This is a genomic window from Oryzibacillus soli (assembly GCF_051594765.1).
Classification (GTDB): Bacteria; Bacillota; Bacilli; order Paenibacillales; family NBRC-103111; genus Paenibacillus_AR.
This window is the reverse complement of record NZ_JBPPGJ010000010.1, coordinates 37035-56214: the sequence shown is the minus strand read 5'-3', so window position 1 is coordinate 56214 and position 19180 is coordinate 37035. Positions and strand designations below refer to the sequence as shown.

The window sequence follows — 19180 nt, the reverse complement described above, 5'->3', positions numbered from 1 at the left end:
GAATATACCAAGGGATTGTTAACGCCATGCAAAGGGATTATGAAGAGTTCATGAAGCCTCATCGGCTGTCTCATGCAGACGGTCAGGTGTAGGCTTCTCCGGCGGCTTGCGCTGCGGGGCACTGCGGTGCTCCCCGAGGAAGGCCGCCTTCTGAAGCGTGCAGATGGATTCAGCCTTCCGCATCTCGGAATCGTCCCGGCAGCGGATGACGAGCAGGAAGTCCAGGTCGTTGCGGCTGCGCAGGCCCGGACGCCGCTTGATCTTCCTGCGGTCCAGGAGGTAACCGATGCCGGCTCCGGCGACAGCTCCGAGGATGCCCAGTGCAACCGGGCCAACCAGGACCTGGGAGCCGTAGATCACCCCAAGTAGCATGCCTGCCATAGCCCAGGCCGCCATGCCGTCGGATAGGCTGATGCCGTCGGAATGATTCAGATTGTCCAGAATATGGACATCACTTCCGCCTTGGGAGCTTAAGGGAATGACGGTAATGCCATGCTCCTCTACACCTTGGGTGATCAGTTCCTCAATGGCGATTTCCAGATACTCACTGGATTCGAAGCCTGCAAAAATGTGCATAAGTTCACCTTTATATAGAAATAATGGTAATAGTATACACATGAAGTAATACACATATACTCTGGAGGTCTGGGCGGTGGAGGATCGGATTCCACAAGTTCGCTTGGCGGCACCAAGGCGGTCGAAGATTCACATCGGCGTTTTTGACATCAACTACTTGGTGAAGCGGAATCCCTGGGTACCGGCCTGGTGGTCCATGGCCCTGCCCGGTATGGGCCATCTTCATCTGGGGATGTACATGAAGGGCTTCATCCTCATGAGCGGGGAGATCTTCCTGAACACCGCAGGCCACATCAATGAAGCGATCCTCTACACCATGACGCTGCAGTGGGACAAGGTCAATCCAACCATCAACCACAATTGGGCCTACATCTACGTCTTGATCTGGGTATTCGCCATTTGGGATTCCTACCGGCTGGCCGTCGATCTGAACAAGCTCACCTTGCTGGAGAGCAGGCAGCCCGGGCGGAATATGAAGAAGATGGTGCTGAGTACGGTCGGCATCAATTTTTTGGACAAGCGGACGCCGTGGATGTCAGTCTTCCTCTCGCTCTCCTTCTCCGGATTAAGCCATATCTGCAACAGCAAGCTGATCAGCGGGCTGACCATGCTGGGATGGATGGTGGCGATCTCCACCTATACGCATTATCCAAGTCTCATCGTCTATACGTTCACCGGCAACTTCGACCTGCTGCACGATGCGGTCAACTACCAATGGCTGCTGTTTTTTCCGTCGATCTATTTTTTTGCCGCGTATGACGCCTATGCTCACGCCATTCATTCCAACAATCTGTTCAAGGAGGAGCAGCGGGAGTATTTGACGGAGAGGTTCGGGAGGAACGGCTTCCGGCTGGAGGAGTAGCGGCAGGCTCCATGGAAAGCGACGGCAAAGGAAAGGTAACGAAGCGCATGCGCCCCTTAACGTGTCATCGGTCCAGCCCCCGGTGAGTGCGGGAGGGGTTTTTGTTATGGAGAAAAAACTAGAATTCCATGATAATGAGAATCAATTTCAACAATACGCGATTGTGTGACGGTTAGCTGCGGCCTTCTGCTGCGGCTTTCGTATTTAGAATCACTATAATGTGATAATGATGGTGCCCAATTTTTCCAAAAAGTCGTTGACAATAAACGATGATAATGATTATCATTATTAACATAGTGAATTTTGGGGGTGTAGGGTTGGAAGGGTTATATACGCAACAATTGGACATCGCTTATGGCGATCGGCTGATCGTGGAGGATCTCCATCTGTCGGTCCCTATGGGCTGCATTACCGCCTTGGTCGGGGCCAACGGCTCCGGAAAATCCACGATCCTGAAGACCATGGCCCGTCTGATGAAGCCTAAGGGAGGAACCGTGTACCTGGACGGCCATTCCATACATAGCAGGTCCACTAAGGAAGTCGCCCGCCAGCTGGCCATCCTGCCGCAGAATCCGACTGCTCCGGAGGGGCTGACCGTCAGCGAGCTGGTGTCCTATGGCCGGTTCCCGCACCAGAAGGGGCTGGGAACCGTATCCGCCAAGGACCGGGAGATGATCCGCTCAGCCATTGAGATGACCGGAATGACGGAATTCGCAGAGCGTCCGGTGGATCAGCTGTCCGGAGGACAACGGCAGCGGGCTTGGATCGCCATGGCCCTGGCCCAGGAGACGGGCATTCTGTTTCTTGATGAGCCGACGACGTTCCTCGACATGGCGCATCAGCTGGAGGTGCTGAAGCTCCTGCACAAGCTGAACGAGGAGGAGCAGCGGACCATCGTCATGGTAGTGCACGATCTGAACCATGCCGCCCGTTACGCCCATCATATCGTGGCGGTCAAGCGGGGCAAGATCGTCCGTGCCGGGACCCCGCAGGAGGTCGTGACGGCCGAGGTGCTTCGGGAGGTATTCGGCATTGAGGCGGATGTCATCCCCGATCCCCGAACCGGTTATCCATTGTGCTTGCCGTATGAATTGGCATAATTCCTATAATTCTATATCCCTACTGGAGGAATTCGATCATGCAACGCTTATCCCGCGCTCTTGCGCTTAGTCTATCGGTTATGATGCTGTTGGTGGCCGCTGCCTGCGGCTCTGGCGGGAATGACAAGAAGGAAACCGCTTCGTCGTCCGCTCCGGCTGCCAGCGTACAGCCTTCCCCGTCTGCTGCACCAGCCGTGAAGTCTATTAAGCACGCCATGGGAACCGCTGAAGTGAAAGGAACGCCGAAGCGAATCGTGGCACTGGAATGGACGTATGTGGAGGATCTTCTGGCATTGGGCGTTCAGCCGGTAGGGGTAGCGGATATCAAGGGCTATAAGACCTACCTGAACATTCAGCCCGCATTGTCCGCCGATACGGTCGATGTGGGAACCCGCCAGGAGCCCAATCTGGAGGCCATTACCGGCCTGAAGCCGGATCTGATCATCACGTCGTCCAACCGGGCGAAGACCAACTATGAGGCATTGAATAAGATTGCTCCGACCATCGTTTTCGAGCCGTATCCGGCCGAGGGTGCCGGCGATCAATACGCCGAGATGGAGAACACCTTCAAGACCATTGCGGACCTGGCCGGCAAAAAGGCGGAGGCCGACAAGGTGCTGGCGGACCTGCAGAAGGCTTACGACGACACCAAGGCCAAGCTGAAGGCCGCCAACAAGGAAGGGGCGGAATTCGCGCTGACCCAGGCGTACAGCAATCAGAATGCCGCCGTGCTCCGCCTGTTCACGGACAACTCTCTGGCGGCTCAAGTCTTGAAGCGCGCAGGGCTGAAGAATGTGTACAAGTCGGATAAATTCGAGGTATACGGCTTCGCGACCGGCTCCGTGGAATCGCTGCCTGCCGTTCAGAACGCCAGCTTCCTGTATATCGTACAGGACAACGACAACGTATTCGAGAAGCAGCTGAAGGACAATGCCGTCTGGAAAGGCCTCATCTTCGTCAAGGAGAACCGGGCCTACAAGCTGCCGGGCAACACCTGGCCCTTCGGCGGACCGATGTCGGCTAAGCTCTTCGCGGAACTTGCCGCAGACGCCATGATCAAGGGCAGCGGGAAATGATCTCGTCTTCGCCGCTTCCTAGCAAGCCGCTATGGCAGATCGGGCTGGTCTTCGGGGGCGGCTTCCTGGCCCTGATGCTGATGATGGCCGCCGGGCTGACCCAGGGGGAAGCGAAGATCCCCTTGCGGACGGCTGTGGAGGCGCTCACCGGTCCGAAGGATATCCTCGAGCACCATCTGGTGCTCGGGGTTCGCCTGCCGAGGGCCGTGCTCGGTCTTTTGTCCGGCGCTGCTCTGGCCGCCGCCGGCGCGCTTCTGCAGACGGTGACCCGCAATCCGCTGGCTTCGGCCTCCACGTTGGGCTTGAATGCGGGAGCTTATTTTGTCATTGTGCTGGCGGCGGTGTATTTTCCGGGATTGAAGGCCGCCGCCCCGCTGCCGCTGGCCCTGGCCGGCGCCTGCGGAGCCGCTGCCATGGCCTATCTGATGGCGGGCGGGCGCCGCAGCACTCCGGTCCGGACCGCCCTCTCGGGGATGATCGTCTCGCTGGTGCTGGCCTCGCTGACGAGCGCCCTCCAGCTGCTCTACGAGAACGAGACGAACGGCTTGTTCGTCTGGGGCTCCGGCTCGCTGCTCCAGAACGATTGGTCCGGGGTCCGGTACGCCTGGCCGTGGATCGCTGCCGGGATTGCAGCGGCCTGCCTTCTGGCCCGGACGTTGGATCTCTTGGAGCTGGGCGAGGAGACGGCCCGCTCCTTGGGACAATCGGTGCAGGGCGTCCGCCTCTTCGCCCTGGCCCTGGCCGTGCTCTTGGCAGGCGTAACGGTCAGCGTGGCGGGGCCGATCGGCTTCGTGGGCTTGATCGCCCCGCATCTGGTCCGCCTGATGGGCTTCCGCCGCCACCGGCTGCTCCTGCCGGCCAGCGCCCTCTGGGGCGCCGTAGTGCTGACCGGCGCGGATACGCTGGCGCGGATGTTCCGCAGCACGCTGGGCGAGCTGCCGGCCGGCGCGGTAACGGCTGCCATCGGCGCCCCGTGGCTCATCTGGCTGGCGCTGCGCAGCGCGCGGGGCTCGAGGACGGCGGAGAGCTCGTCCTCCATGAGCGTGGGCATCCTGACCCGCCGGGTGCCGTACCCGGTGATGGCCGCCGTGATGGGTGCCGGTCTGCTCCTGCTTCTGACCGGCGGACTGATGGCGGGGACCATGCGGCTGTCCTTCGGCGACGTATGGGCGGTCCTGACCGGCGGCGGCTCCGACATGGCGGGGAATATCATCCTGAACCTGCGCCTGCCCCGGGTGCTGGTCGCCGCTGTCGCCGGAGCGGCCTTGGCCGTCGCCGGGGTCATGATGCAGGGCGCGGTGCGCAATCCGCTGGCGGATCCGTCCATCGTCGGCGTCACATCGGGCGCCGGGGTCGGCGCGCTGCTGCTCCTGGTGGCGTGGCCTCAGGCGCCGGGGGCGCTCTTGCCGGCCGCAGCGTTGGCCGGAGCGTTAGCTGCCGCCGGCACGGTGTACGCCGTCTCCTGGAGCAAGGGGCTGAACCCCGTGGTGCTGGCCCTGGTCGGAATCGGCGTATCGGCCATCGGCTCGGCCGTGATCCAGCTCCTGGTCATCCAATCGGGCATGAATGCGGCCTCCGCGCTGGCCTGGCTGGCGGGAAGCACCTATGCCCGGGGCTGGGGCGAGCTGCTCCGCTTAGGCATTCCGGCCGTGGTCCTGATCCCGGCCGCCTGGGCCCTGGGCCGAAGGATCGATCTCTTATCCTTCGGAGACCTGGTCTCGCAGGGGCTGGGGCTGAAGCTCCAGCGGACGCGGCTCGTCGCCGCCGCCGTCGGCGTCACCCTCGCGGCGGCTGCCGTGGCGGGAGTCGGCACGGTGGGCTTCATCGGCCTGCTGGCTCCCCATGCCGTGCGGCTCTTCACCGGACAGAACCAGCGGCGCTCCGTGGTCCTGTCCGCTCTCCTGGGAGCGGCGCTGCTCGTTGCCGCCGATATCATCGGCAAGACGGCCATCGCTCCCAAGGAGGTGCCTTCGGGCATCGTCGTAGCCCTCATCGGGGCCCCGTACCTGCTTTTGCTCATGGTTCGAAGCGCCGCCCGGCGCTAAGCCGAACACACCCAAACACATCTGAACACACCCGAACACACCCACAAGGGGTGTGTTTTTTTGTTGGAGAGAGAGGGCGGAGAGTGATTTAGCCCTTTTCGTTCAATATGACAAAGAATCTATTATGAATATGAATGATCTTCGTTTTATTATTTAAGTAAGCCATTATGAAAGTCAGAGTGAAAAACGAAGGCATGCCCCTACCTTCACGTCAGCGTCATGGATGATGTATTTCTGTAAGTGCTAAATAGAGTGCTTTTATGAATAGTATACTAGCTTATCAATAATATATGGGTAAGCAACTAGTTATTGTTGTAAAAAATTCTATAAAATGGTACTATGGGTTTGCGATTGTTAATTTATTCGACTGTCGTTACTAATCCATCATCAGGAGGTTGATAGAATTATGAATGCAATTCTTAAAATCGTGAAAACCGCCACTGCTGTTGCTCTTATAACGGTAACGGTCCATCTTGCTCCGGTAATGAATGCAAATGCAGCTTCTACGCAGGATAAAACTGCAGAGAATGAACGCATTCAGCCTCCCTACATTATTTCCGCTTCCGGAATTCACAGCATAGCCAAAGATACTGAAGGGAATGTATGGTATTGGAATAATGTCTATACCAATTTCTTTAATCAAAAGGTAGCTCAAGATAAACGTCCGAAGTTTAATTTTTCAAAGGACATCGCCTCCATTCAAGCTGGGCAGGAGGACCTGATAATAAAAAAAGACGGCACCGTTTGGGAGACGGGATACTTGTGGGACAACATCCTGAATGAATATACATTCTGTGCTCCCAAGCAAATTGACGGTTTGCAAAATATTGTAAAAACCACTTCAGAGGGAGGTTCATACGCCGCCATTGACGCAGATGGTTCAGTATGGGTATGGAGCTCTAGCCCGGAGCGAACCAAGCCAATTAAACTGGAAGATATTAAAGCCATAGATATTTCAATCAATGATGACCTCTATATACTTAAAGACGACAAGACTGTTTGGAAGTGGACCCCCTATCTGGGTGGATCGATTTTTTCTTTGCCCAAGTTCAATACCAGCAGGAATGTTTCACGGATTGAGGGGCTAAGTAACATCGCCTCTCTATCGCATACAGTACGCTCCAAAGGTTATTTTTTGGTGATTAAAAATGACGGTACCATATGGGGTTGGGCGACGGGGTATAACAGTTCGAACCCCTTTGGGCTTACGGACGTTATGAAGCCTACTTTAATTTCCAGCTTAACAGATGTTAAATCCATTATTACGATATTTGATACGGTCATCTTTCTAAAAAATGACGGTACTGTTTGGAAGGTCGGACGTGAATTAGGTTTATTTCTCGGGGAGGCGCCATATTTCAACATGCCGGTAAAAGTGGAGCCCCTTAAAGATATTGCTTCCATCGCTGCTGGCGAAAAGCATGCTCTGGCTCTTACGACGGACGGAGTTATCTGGATGTGGGGTCATTATGGAAATCACGGATACAACGATCCAGAGCCTCCTCACCCCTTGATGTTACCGGAAAAATAAGAAAGCGAGTATAAATCTGATATATAGCAGGTTACTAATGGGTTACTAGAACCATTATTAGCCTGCTTTTGTTATCTTGATAGTTACAAGGTCTCCAGAAAGAAAAAGCAAGCCCCTCGCTATTGCGGAAGGAGCTTGTAGTACACCTCTGCTTATGCCGTCACGAACCGGTTGACCAGCCCGTTCAGCTCCTGGGCGATCCGCTGGAGCTCCTCGAGGGAGGACTGGGTCTGGTCCATGGCTTGGACCTGCTGGGCCGACCTCTGGGAGTACTGCCGGTTGACCTGGGTGACGTTCTGGGAGTAGGTCTCGATCCGCTTGATGGAGCCGTCGATCTGCTCGCTGCCGGCAGCCATTTCCTCGATAACGGCGGTGATATCCTGCACCCGCTCGTTGATGTTCTCGATCCACTCGTGGATCAGGCGGAAGGAGGTGGAGATGTTGTCCACCTTGGTCTGGCCTTCGTTCATCTCCTCGGACCAGAGGCGAGAGGACTGAAGCAGGCCGCGGGTGCTCTCCTGGATGCGCTCCACGACCAAGCCCACACGATCCGCCGAGGCCTTGCTGTTCTCGGAGAGCTTGCGGACCTCCGTGGCCACGACTGCGAAGCCTCGGCCTGCATCTCCGGCCCGGGACGCTTCGATGGAGGCGTTCAGCGCAAGCAGGTTCGTTTCCTGGGCGATCTGCTTGATGGTCGCCATGACGCCGTCGATCTCCGCAGTATGGTCACCCAAGTCGCGGATGATGGTGGAGATGTTCTGGAATTTCTCCCGAATGGAGGACATGGTTGCTACGGCATCCGATACCACTGTTCTTCCTTTGGACGAAGCCGCTTCCATATCTCCCGAGAGGCTGCTGATATCGTCGATGCTGGTGGCGGCCTGCTTCAGACCGATGGACATTTCCTTAATGACCACAGCATCCTCGGTTACTTGGGCGGCCTGCCGGCCCGAGAGCTCCGCAGCCTCCGTCAGCCCGGTGTGAATCTCCTGCGAAGCGTCGCCGGTGGTCCGGGCATGGCCTTGAATATCCAGGGAGATGGAGGTTAAGAGCTCGACGGCTTGCTGAGTCTGGACCACGATAGCGGCAATGCTGCGGCGCATGGTCTCGAAGCCGGCTCCGAGAAGGCCCAGCTCGTCCTTCCGGTCTATAACGAGAGGGCGGGACAGGTCGCCCGACTCCACGGACTTGAAGGCCGACAGGATTCGCCGGACTGGCGTCAGGATGGATACGGTCATAAGCGTCCCCAGAAGGCCGGAGATGATCAAGGAGACGATCATGATCAACAGTGTGGACTGCTTAATCTCTTGGTTCATCTCCACGGACGAGGTATACCGGCTGTCGGCCTTGCTCTGATTCATCTCGATGAAGCTGGCGAAGATCCGCTCTGCGCCGCTGACCTTGATCAGCATCTCCTTGTCATAGACGGAGCGGGCAATATCGTTCTGGTTCTGATCGGCATAGCCGAAGAACTTGTCGATGGTCTTGGTGTGGTTGCTCCACAGCGCCTTGAACAGGCTCAGCTCCCGCGCCTCTTCCTCCGAGAGCGTACGCGTCTCGATCTGGGCCATCAGATCATCGATGGACTTGCGGTTGGCGGTAATCAATTCCTTATTCTGCTTGCGGGAATCGGCATCGGTCAGAAGCAGGTAGCTGCCGACCGACGTGTTGATCCGGTGGAAGGAGGCGGCGAGCGTCCCGACGTCTTTGATGGTTTTCAGATCGTTCTCGTAGAGCTCCATCATGTTGCGGCTCATGTCGTTCGCATTCGTTAGCGCTTTGGCATTGCCGGCCATCATGATCAGTAGGATGACAGCGAAGCAGCCGATGAATTTGACGGAGATCTTCAGGTTATGAAAGGCTTTCATGATGTGTGTCCCCACCCTTTGTCGTTTAGTTGGTCTGGTAGCTAATTATGTATCGGCGTACTCCCATCATAGCGGATTTTAGGCCATCCACACAGGATAAATTATTGGAAAAAAAGCCTGACCGCCCGCCGGTCGGGCTTTTTCGCTATGTTTGGCCGCCGGGGGCTGTCCCCGGTTGGCGGGGGATTTTTTGGCCGGTGGGGAAGGGAAACGGGGGACAGGGTCGAATATACGGGTAGCTTCCAGTACGCGAGAGATGGGGTGCCCGAATGTTCTACTCCCTTAAGAACCGCTTGATCGCCTTCTTCGCCATCCTCCTGGTGTTCTCGTTCGGGACCATGTCCTACCTGGTGTTCCAGGAATCACGGGCCACCATCCGTTCCTATATCGAATCCTCCGCTCTAGAAAAGATGGGGGAATACGGCTCCTACGTCTCCATGCTGCTCTCGCAGCTGTACGACCTGTCGTCCATCGTCTTCAACAGCGACATCACGAAGAGCTGGGACAGCACCCAGTCGGAGCATACCGCCACCGAAGGGGAGAAGAAGCTGTCCAGCATCGCCTTCAGCCAATTCCTGACCAAGACGACGAACAGCTACTCCAACGTCTCTTCTGTAACCGTTTACCGGGAGAATGGGGAATGGGTCGGGGTGGACAACAGCCTGACTCTCGACCGGACCTTCCTGGGGCAGAGCTGGTACCAGGAGTTCAAGACCGGGAGCGTGCATTGGGTGCGGGCTCACACGGACGCCTTCGAGTCCCAGCGCGGCAAAAAAGACCCCGTCGTCAGTCTTCTCCTGCCGGTGGGCACCTTCGAACCGACGCAGGCCAGGAGCGTCATGAAGGTCAACGTCAGCTCCGCCGTGTTCACGGAGCCGCTGAACCGGATCCACCTGGGCGAGAGCGGCAGCATCTATCTGTTGGACCACGAAGGCCGGCCGGTGGTGTCCCAGGAGGAGTTCGAGTCGCAGCATGCCGACGCGGTGCCGGGCATCCGGGAGATTCAGCAGGCCGTGCTGGACAAGGAGGGCATCCGGTACGTGAAGAACGAGCGGGGCGGCCGGGATATGCTGGTGTACAAGAAGCTGGCGCAGAACGGCTGGATCCTGGTCGGCTTCGTCTCCGAGGAGGACCTGTTCGCCAAGCTGTACCGGCTCCGGTCCACCATCGCCGTGTTTACCGGGGCGCTGCTGGTTTTTGCCATCATCATGGCTACCTGGCTGTCCTACGGCATCACCAAGCCCTTGTCCCGTCTGGCATCGGCCATGCGGTACATCCAGAAGGGCGACTTCGCCCTGGCGGAGAGCCGGATTCCGCCCCAGGGCAGCGTCCGCAACGAGGTCGGCTACGTGACCGCCACCTTCCGGACGATGGTGCAGCAGCTGCGGCACCATATCAAGACGGAGTTCGAGCTGAAGCTCCTCCGGCAGCAGGCGGAATACAAGGCGCTGCTCATGCAGATCAATCCGCATTTTCTGTTCAACACGCTGGAGCTCCTGTCGAGCCTGGCCATGCAGCAGCGGACCAACGATACGGTCCAGGTCATCGAATCCCTGGGCAAAATGATGCGCTTCTCCCTTCGGATCAGCGACGACCTGGTGCGGCTGAAGGAGGAGTGGACCTACCTCCGGTATTACGTCTCCATTCTGGGCATCCGCCTCGGCGAGCGGCTGACCGTGACCATGGAGGAGGAAGGCGAGCTGGACCGCGTGGAGGTGGTCAAGTTCATCCTGCAGCCCCTGGTGGAGAATGCGGTGAAGTACGGCGCCCAGCACCAGACGGACATCCGCATCGCCATCCGGGCGGCCCGGGAGGGAGACCGGCTCCGATTAGAGGTAGCCGACAATGGTCCGGGCATGCCGCCGGAGCTGGTCCGGGAGCTGCAGGAGGAGCTGGCTGCGGCCCGGCTCGAGGAGGTGCTGCGCACGGCGGACCGGCAGATCGGCCTGCGCAACGTGCTGGCCCGGTGCCAGCTGTACTACGGTCCGGGCTTCCGGTTTTCCATCGAATCGGAGCCCGGACTCGGCACCCGTATCCGCTTGGAAGTGCCGGCACAAGAGAGGGGGGACGCCCATGTACCGCGTATTGATCGTGGATGACGAACCGGAGATCCGCCACGGGCTGAGGTTGAAGGTGGATTGGGAGAGCCTGGACCTGGCTGTCGTCGGCGAGGCGGGCAATGGCCTGGAGGCGCTGGAGCTGCTTCAGGCCCAGGCTGTGGATATCCTGATCACCGATATGAACATGCCGGTGATGGGCGGAGCCGCCCTGCTGGAGGCCTGCCGGGAGCAGCACCCCCACCTGCGGCTGGTGGTGCTGACCGGCTACGAGGACTTCCAGTATGCCAAGGCGGCCATCCGCAATCAGGCGAAGGAATATCTCCTGAAGCCTGTGGCCCGGGACGAGCTGGTGGAGGTGCTGGCCAAGATCAAGCGGGAGCTGGACGGGGAGCGTACGGACCAGGACGAGCAGGCGGCCATCCGCTGGCGGCTTACCCAGTATTACAAGGAGATGAAGGAGCATTTCCTGCTGCATCTGGCCAAGGGGGAGGCGGGCGGCACCCGGGAGGCCGGGGAGCGGGCCCGGCTCTTCGAGCTGGAGGTGTGGGGGGAGGAGCCGGTCCGCTTCGTCACGGCGGGGCTTCGGGAGCGGAGCCCGGCAGCGGGGGGGCCAGCAAGTCCAGCCGGCTCAGCAGGCACGGCGGACCAAGGAGCCATAGCGGCTCTGGCAGCCCCGGTGCCCCCGGCAGGCTCGGCGAGATCAGCCTCCCCGCCGACTCCAGCGGCAACGCCAGCGCCCGTATCCCCGGCAGCTGGCAGCGCAGCGGACAGCCCCTCTCCGGCCGGAGCTGCCGGGAACCGGACGCCGGAGAAGCTCCGGCTGCCCTTCGAGCTCATCGGCCGCGAGTTCGCCGCCGGGTACCGGGAGCCGGTGCAGGTGTTCCGGGATCCCCAGTATCCCGGACTGCTGCATGCCGTGCTCCGGGAGCGGAGCGGGCCGGCGGCCGCCTTCGTGGCGGAGCTGCGGGACTGCGTGCGGACGCAGCTGGGCTACGAGCCGGCGGTGACCGTGGGCCAGCCGGTGACGGGCTTCGCAGACTGGAAGGACGGGTATCTGTCCTCCCTCCTGGCTTGGCATGTCACCGAGACCCGGCTCAAGGCCACGGCGGCGGAGGCTGGCGAGACCAAGTCCGGGCTGGCCGACGAGACGGTCAAGATGCTGGAGCGATGCCTGGCCCGGGGGGAACGGGACGCCTTCGCCCGGACCGTACGGGCCGAGCTGGCGGAGGCATTCGGCCTCTCGCAGATCCAGTTCGTGAAGCGGATCTTCCACCTGAGCATCCTCCTCGACAAGCTGCATCATCCGATGCACCCCCGGGAGGAGGACGGAGGACAGCTGTGGCTCCGGCCGGATCTGGCCCTCGGCCTGGATACGGTGGACAAGGCGGCGGATTTTCTCATCCGCCAGGCGGAGCGGGCCGGTCTGGGGCGGAAGGACGAAGCCGCCGATCCGGAGACGGCGGCGCTCCGGGCGGCCTGCAGCTACATCGACGAGAATTACATGTACGATCTGAACCTGACGGAGCTGGCCGAACGGTTCAATTACCACCCGACCTACTTCTCCGAACGGTTCAAGGCCAAGATCGGACGCAGCTTCATCCAGTACCTGACGGACGTCCGGATGGCCCATGCGGTCCGGCTGCTGGCGGACACGGCGTTGAACCTGTGGGATATCGCCGAGCTGACGGGCTTCTCCAACGCCAGCTACTTCAGCTCCAAGTTCAAGAAGGTGTACGGGGTAACCCCGTCCGAATACCGCCAGCGCGCATCCGAAAAAATTGATACCGAACTGCCGAAGAAATAAGATTCAAGCCGGGGGCCGAATTCTTTAAGCTAAGGATACGAGAAGCAGCACGCCATCGTATATCCTGCCTTAAAGGAGGAGGCCCCTATGTCCGCCATCCGCCGCAAGTCGCCTCTCGGCCTGCAGAACCGAACGGCCTACCTGTTCCTGACCCCGTGGCTCATCGGATTTTTCGGCTTGACGCTGATTCCGATGGTCGCCTCGCTGTACCTATCGTTGACCAAGTACAATCTCCTGAACGCGCCCCGGTGGCTGGGGCTCGACAACTACAGCGAGATCTTCCGGGCGGACGACGCCTTCCGCCATTCGCTCGTCATCACGTTCCAGTACGTGCTGTACGCCGTGCCGCTCCGGCTCATCTTCGCCCTCCTCGTAGCCATGGCGCTGAACAAGGGCATCCGGGGCCTGGGCATCTACCGGACGGTGTACTACGTGCCTTCTCTCCTCGGGGGGAGCGTCGCCATCGCCATCGTATGGCGGAAGATCTTCGACGGGGAAGGGATCGTGAACCGGGGGCTGGAGTGGTTCGGCATCCACGGGCCGTCCTGGATCTCCCATCCGAGCTACATCATCTACACCATCGTCACCTTGTCCGTCTGGCAGTTCGGCTCGGCCATGGTCATCTTCCTGGCGGGACTGAAGCAGATCCCCCAAGACCTGTACGAGGCCGCACAGGTGGACGGAGCCAGCAAGCTCCGGCAGTTCTGGCGCATCACCCTTCCGCTCCTGTCGCCCGTCCTGTTCTTCAACCTGGTCATGACGATCATCAACTCGTTCCAGGTGTTCACGCCGGGCTTCGTCATCGGAGACGGGCGGGGGGGCCCGATCAACGCCACGCTCTTTTACACGCTGTATCTGTATCTGAAGGGCTTCTCGTTCTTCGATATGGGCTATGCCGCCGCCCTGGCCTGGATCATGGTGGCGATCATCGGATGCTTGACGGCCGTGGTCTTCCTGACCTCGAGGTACTGGGTGTTCTACGGCGACGGCAAGGACGGAAGGGGGTAAGCGCACATGGCCAATCGACTCTTCATCTCCAAAATGCTCCGCCACCTCATCATCGCCGGCTTCGGCGTGCTGATGCTCTATCCTGTGCTGTGGCTCGTCGTCAGCTCCTTCAAGCCGAACTCGCTGATCTTCTCCGACCCGGGCCTCTGGCCCAAAGAGCTGACTCTGCGCAACTACACCCAGGGGTGGAAGGGGCTGCAGGGCACCTCCTTCGGAGTCTTCTTCAAGAACTCCGCCGTCATCTCCGTCCTGGCGGTGCTGGGGAACATCGTCACCTGCTCGCTGGCGGCCTTCGCCTTTGCCCGGCTGGAGTTCCGGCTGAAGAAGCTCTGGTTCGCCCTCATGCTGGTCACCATCATGCTTCCGTACCACGTGACGCTGGTCCCGCAGTACATCATGTACAACAAGTTCGAGTGGATCAACACCTTCTTCCCGCTCATCGTGCCCAAGTGGCTTGCTCATGACTCCTTCTTTATCCTGCTCATGGTGCAGTTCATCCGGGGCCTGCCCCGGGAGCTGGACGAGAGCGCCACCATCGACGGCTGCGGACAGGGCCAGATCTACTCCCGCATCATCCTGCCGCTGCTGGTGCCGGCTCTCATCACGACGGCCATCTTCACCTTCATCTGGACCTGGGACGACTTCTTCAGCCAGATGATCTATCTGAACAAGGTGAATCTGTTCACCGTGCAGCTGGGCATCCGGTCCATGTTCGACCCGTCGGGCGAGTCCGATTGGGGGGCGCTGCTCTCCATGTCGGTGCTGTCCCTGATCCCGATCGTCACCATCTTCTTCTCCTTCCAACGGCACTTCCTGGATGGAATCTCCACCACAGGATTGAAATAACGGTCCAACGGACCATCCGAAAAAAGTGATAGTGAAGTGCCGAAACATTCACATTCCGGGTCCAAGCGCTTTCCAGTAAGATGATCTCACCGGCCAAGGCCTAAGGGCCAAACAAACTTTTCTAAGGGGGAAAAGGGAATGAACAAGAAGTGGGTGTATCCGGTGTTGGGCGCCATGCTGGCCACGACGGTGACGGCATGCGGAGGGAAGGACGATACGGCCGCTCCGGCGGCAAGCACGGGAGCGGGATCAGCCAGCCCGTCGGCCGCCGCCAAGCAGGAGCCCGTGGAGCTGCGCATCATGTGGTGGGGCGACCAAGCCCGTGCCGACCGCACGAATCAGGCGCTCCGCAAGTTCGAGGAGAAGAACCCGAACATCAAGGTGGTGGGCGAGTTCGCGCCGAGCTCCGGGTATTTTGACAAGCTGAACACGATGCTCGCCTCGGGCACCGCTCCCGACATCTTCTTCCTGGGCGGCAACGTGGTGGATTACGTGAACAAGGGCGTGCTGCTGGAGCTGGACCCCTATGTGGGCAAAGAGCTGGATCTGAACGACATGGACAAGAGCATGATCAACTACGGCACCTTCAAGAGCAAGCTGATGCACATCTCCGTCGGCGCCAACGCCCGGGGCGTGGTCGTGAACACCGAGATGTTCAAGAAGGCCGGCATGGAGGTGCCGAAGGACGGCTGGACGTGGGCCGACTTCGCCAAGATCTCCAACGACATCACCCAGAAGCTGGGCAAGGGCTTCTACGGCTCCTACGACATGACCGTGGACGGCATGGACATCTCGCTGAAGCAGAAGGGCAAGCAGCTCTATGACATGGAGGCCGGCAAGCTGGGCTTCGAGCAGAACGACGTGGTCGACTGGTTCAATTATTGGAACAAGCTGGAGAAGGAAGGCGGCGTGGTGCCCGAGGAGGTTCAGGTGGCCAATCCGCCGAGCGACGCCAGCAAGTCGCTGATCACCACCGGCAAGGTGGCCATGGGACTCATCGCCTCCAACCAGCTGGTGGCCCACCAGAAGCTGACCCAGGATAAGCTGACCATGGTGCAGCTGCCCCGGGGCGAGAAGGGAACGGGCGTCGTGTTCGAGTCCTCCCAGGGCATGTCCGGCTACAACAAGACCAAGCATCCCAAGGAAGTCGCCAAGCTGATCCACTTCTTCATCAACGATGCGGATGCAGCGAAGATTCTGGGCAATGACCGGGGCGTGCCGGTCACCTCCAAGAACCGCGAGCTTCTGAAGGCAAGCGCCAACGAGGTGGACGCCGTCATCTACGATTACACCAACCGGGTCTCCGAGGCCGTGAAGAAGGAGCCGTTCAAGATCAGCTACAACCCTCCGGGATTCACCGAATACGACAAGCTGGCCAACACCACCATGCAGGAGATCGGCTTCGGCAAGAAGGACGTGAAGAAGGGCGTCGAGGATTTCTATAACGGGACGCTGAAGATTTTTAACAACAACAAGTAAGGGATGGGGGATGGGCTGCTGCGGCAGCCTGTTCTTGTTCCGCAAGCGGCGGGAGGATGCAGGATGGAGAAGGAACGGCTGTTGAACCGGTTGAGAGAGAAGCGCTTCGGTGACGGAGCGGGTGAGGGGGGGGACGGGCAGAGCTCGGCGGATACGCGGCAAAAAGCAGCTTCGAGGCCAACCCTCCTCGAAGAATGGGCGCGGGCGGACGTCCGGTTCGCCTCCGCCGGAGGCAGCGGCAAGCTGGAGGCGGTGCACGACGCGGCCCGGCATGCTCTCTTGGAGTGCATCGTGCCGGTGGACGGCAGGCCCATTCTGTTCGAGGGCGGCGTCTACTCCGGCAGCTGGATGGAGAGCACCGCCACGATCAACGCGGAGCTCTTGGCTCGGTTCCTGCCGTCGGTGGCGGAGTCCACCTACCGGGCGCTGTCGGAGCATCAGCGGGCGGACGGGCAGCTGCCCTACAAGGTGACCGTGAACGGCCCGGCATACCGGCAGATTCAGATGGTTACCCCGCTGGCCCGGTGTGTCTGGCACCATTACCGGCTCAACGGAGCGGGGAAGGCGTTCCTGCAGCCGATGTACGAGGCCATGGTGCGGCATGACGAATGGCTGGTCCGCTACCGCAACACCCGGGGCACCGGCTGCGTGGAAGCCTTCGGCACCTTCGACACGGGCCATGATCTGTCGCCGCGCTTCTGGCACGTGCCGGACACGCCGTACGGAGGGGACGCCCGGGTCTGCGACCCGGATTCGCCCATCCTGCCGTTCCTGGCCCCGGACCTGACGGCCAACGTCTACTGTCAGCGGCTCTATCTGGCCCGGATGGCGGAGGAACTGGGGGACGAGGCCGGAGCGGCGGCATGGCGGGAGAAGGCGGAGATCAGCCTGAAGGCGCTGGTGGAGCACTGCTACGACGAGAGCGACACCTTCTTCTATGACAGGGACTGGAACGGTGAGCTGGTGCGGATCCAGTCCGACGTGCTGCACCGGGTGCTGTGCTGCGAGGTGGGGGATCTGGCATTCTTCGACCATGCGCTGCGGCGGTACCTGCTGAACACGCGGAAGTTCTTCGCCAAATATCCGTTCACCTCCATTGCCATGGATGACCCCCGGTTCGACCCGTTCTCCAGCCACAACAGCTGGGCGGGGCCGACCAACTTCCTGACGCTGATCCGCACGCCCCACGCCTTCGAGCACCATGGGCGCTATGTGGAGCTGTCCTGGGTGCTGCAGCCCATCGTCTCCGCCATGTCGCGGATGACGCGCTTCTCGCAGTGCTTAAGCCCTTGGACCGGAGCCGAGGGCTATACCGATACGTATTCGCCGGCGATTCTGGGCGTGCTGGATTTTGTGGAGCGGCTGTGCGGCATTCTGCCCACCCGGGACGGGGAGCTGTGGTTCACGGGACTGCTCCCCAGCGCCATGGACCACGGCGAGACCATTGCGGACGAGACGGCTTACAGCCGGACGGCGGATGGCGTGCGCTACGAGCTGGTGAACACCCGGGAGACGTGCGTGGTGTATGCGGACGGTATCGAACGGGGCCGCTTCCCCGCCGGACTCCGGGTGGTCACGGACCGGGCGGGCCGTCTGGCCGGCGTGGTCGGCATGACCGTGCGCACCGTCGCGGGTGTGCTCCGCTGGGACGGACTAGAGACGGAGGTGCGGGTCAAGGGCAACGAGCGGCTGGAGCTGCACGGGGGCCGGTGGGTGCAGGCGGCGGATCCCGGCGTGGTGGCGCCGAGGTACTCGTAGCCGTGCGGCCGGTCGGTGATCCCTCCCGGTGGCGGCGGGACCTGGTGGAGAAAAAGATGGTGGAGAGGGGCGAGTGGGCATGGGGCTTACGCTGAAGGACATACAGATCCGCGACCCGTACGTGGTGCCGGCGGATACGGAGGGCAAGTATTATCTGTTCGGCAGTACGGATAAGAATATCTGGGGGCCGGGGACCGGCTTCGACGGCTACGTGAGCAAGGACTTGGAGCATTGGGAGGGGCCTTATCCGGTGTTCCGGCCGGAGGAGGGCTTCTATGCGGAACGGAACTTCTGGGCTCCGGAGGTGTATGCCTACGGGGGACGGTATTACATGTTCGCCACCTTCCGCAGGCGGGACAACGATCTGCTGGGCACGGCGGTCCTTGCGGCCGACAGCCTGCTGGGCCCCTTCCATCCGTGGAGCGACGGACCGGTGACGCCCAAGGAATGGAGCTCCCTGGACGGCTCGCTGTATGTGGACGACGAGAGCCAGGCGTGGATGGTGTTCTGCCACGAGTGGCAGCAGGTGGCGGACGGCGAGGTCTGCGCCGTACGGCTGACGGCCGATCTGCGCGAGGCCGTTGGGGAGCCGGTACAGCTGTTCCGCGCGTCCCAGGCGCCGTGGCCGACCCCCTTCGTCTCCGCCCGCTACCAGCGGGACAACAACTACGTGACGGACGGCACGTTCATGTACCGGGCGGCCAACGGCCACCTGCTGCTGCTCTGGGCCAGCTTCATCCACGGCACCTATGCGCTGGGCGTCGCACGCTCCGAGAGCGGCAGGCTCGCGGGGCCGTGGGTCCACGAGGAGAAGAGCCTCTTCTCCGCGGACGGCGGCCACGCCATGATTTTCCGCACGTTCGGCGGGCGGCTCATGCTGGCGGTTCACACACCGAACAAGACGCCGGACGAGCGGGCGCTCTTCGTGGAGCTGGAGGAGCAGGACGGCAAGCTGGGGCTGAAGGAGTCCTAAAGACAGCGTTCGTTGATAGCCCGAACCGATGAGCAATAGCCATATAGCGAAAGACCTCTCTTATGTTCACTTCGACCCGGAGCCTGCAGGCTCCGGGTCATTTTTTTTGTGGAAAATGGACCGGTATCATGCCTTGGGGCTGTAACCTTTCGGGTCTGCGGCCGTCTATAGGGTAATGATCCGCTAAGGGGTGT

Annotated in this window: 14 protein-coding genes; 12 read left to right on the top strand and 2 right to left on the bottom strand. The window is 60.4% G+C overall.

Annotated elements, in window-relative coordinates:
- Positions 1–48: 48 nt before the first annotated feature.
- Positions 49–576 carry a hypothetical protein gene (locus ACSEXW_RS15010; RefSeq protein ID WP_438446988.1) on the bottom strand — a complete coding sequence of 176 codons (528 nt, stop codon included), beginning with the start codon at positions 574–576 and terminating at the stop codon, positions 49–51.
- Between the two features lie 76 nt (positions 577–652).
- Between ACSEXW_RS15010 and ACSEXW_RS15005 the strand changes: the two genes are divergently transcribed.
- The 5 genes from ACSEXW_RS15005 (at position 653) to ACSEXW_RS14985 (ending at position 7190) form a co-directional block, all read left to right on the top strand.
- Positions 653–1438: a hypothetical protein gene (locus ACSEXW_RS15005; RefSeq protein ID WP_438446987.1), complete on the top strand. Its 786-nt coding sequence runs from the start codon at positions 653–655 to the stop codon at positions 1436–1438.
- A gap of 317 nt (positions 1439–1755) precedes the next feature.
- Positions 1756–2538 (top strand): ABC transporter ATP-binding protein, encoded by a 783-nt coding sequence (locus ACSEXW_RS15000; RefSeq protein WP_438446986.1) that lies wholly within the window; start codon positions 1756–1758, stop codon positions 2536–2538.
- Between the two features lie 38 nt (positions 2539–2576).
- A complete protein-coding gene (locus tag ACSEXW_RS14995) occupies positions 2577–3614 on the top strand; it encodes an ABC transporter substrate-binding protein (RefSeq protein ID WP_438446985.1) in 1038 nt (345 codons plus the stop codon).
- Positions 3611–5659, top strand: coding sequence for an iron ABC transporter permease (locus ACSEXW_RS14990; protein WP_438446984.1), 2049 nt, complete (start codon positions 3611–3613; stop codon positions 5657–5659). The genes ACSEXW_RS14995 and ACSEXW_RS14990 overlap by 4 nt, the downstream gene beginning before the upstream one ends.
- A gap of 406 nt (positions 5660–6065) precedes the next feature.
- The gene (locus ACSEXW_RS14985) at positions 6066–7190 is read left to right on the top strand and encodes an RCC1 domain-containing protein (protein ID WP_438446983.1); all 1125 of its coding nucleotides are present in this window, start codon (positions 6066–6068) and stop codon (positions 7188–7190) included.
- A 152-nt stretch (positions 7191–7342) separates the two neighbouring features.
- Here ACSEXW_RS14985 and ACSEXW_RS14980 read toward each other — a convergent pair whose 3' ends face one another.
- Positions 7343–9058, bottom strand: a complete 1716-nt coding sequence (locus ACSEXW_RS14980; RefSeq protein ID WP_438446982.1) for a methyl-accepting chemotaxis protein — start codon at positions 9056–9058, stop codon at positions 7343–7345.
- Between the two features lie 269 nt (positions 9059–9327).
- Between ACSEXW_RS14980 and ACSEXW_RS14975 the strand changes: the two genes are divergently transcribed.
- The 7 genes from ACSEXW_RS14975 to ACSEXW_RS14945 all read left to right on the top strand — a co-directional run bounded on the left by ACSEXW_RS14975 (position 9328) and on the right by ACSEXW_RS14945 (position 18986).
- Entirely contained in the window at positions 9328–11157 is a 1830-nt protein-coding gene (locus ACSEXW_RS14975) for a cache domain-containing sensor histidine kinase (RefSeq protein ID WP_438446981.1), read from the top strand.
- The gene (locus tag ACSEXW_RS14970; RefSeq protein ID WP_438446980.1) at positions 11132–12922 is read left to right on the top strand and encodes a response regulator; all 1791 of its coding nucleotides are present in this window, start codon (positions 11132–11134) and stop codon (positions 12920–12922) included. The genes ACSEXW_RS14975 and ACSEXW_RS14970 overlap by 26 nt, the downstream gene beginning before the upstream one ends.
- A gap of 87 nt (positions 12923–13009) precedes the next feature.
- The gene (locus tag ACSEXW_RS14965; protein ID WP_438446979.1) at positions 13010–13930 is read left to right on the top strand and encodes a carbohydrate ABC transporter permease; all 921 of its coding nucleotides are present in this window, start codon (positions 13010–13012) and stop codon (positions 13928–13930) included.
- A gap of 6 nt (positions 13931–13936) precedes the next feature.
- Positions 13937–14776: a carbohydrate ABC transporter permease gene (locus tag ACSEXW_RS14960; protein ID WP_438446978.1), complete on the top strand. Its 840-nt coding sequence runs from the start codon at positions 13937–13939 to the stop codon at positions 14774–14776.
- A 138-nt stretch (positions 14777–14914) separates the two neighbouring features.
- A complete protein-coding gene (locus ACSEXW_RS14955) occupies positions 14915–16255 on the top strand; it encodes an ABC transporter substrate-binding protein (RefSeq protein ID WP_438446977.1) in 1341 nt (446 codons plus the stop codon).
- Positions 16256–16318: 63 nt separating this feature from the next.
- Positions 16319–18013, top strand: coding sequence for an MGH1-like glycoside hydrolase domain-containing protein (locus ACSEXW_RS14950; RefSeq protein ID WP_438446976.1), 1695 nt, complete (start codon positions 16319–16321; stop codon positions 18011–18013).
- Positions 18014–18092: 79 nt separating this feature from the next.
- Complete coding sequence (locus ACSEXW_RS14945) at positions 18093–18986, top strand: glycoside hydrolase family 43 protein (protein ID WP_438446975.1); 894 nt, start codon at positions 18093–18095, stop codon at positions 18984–18986.
- Positions 18987–19180 lie beyond the last annotated feature (194 nt).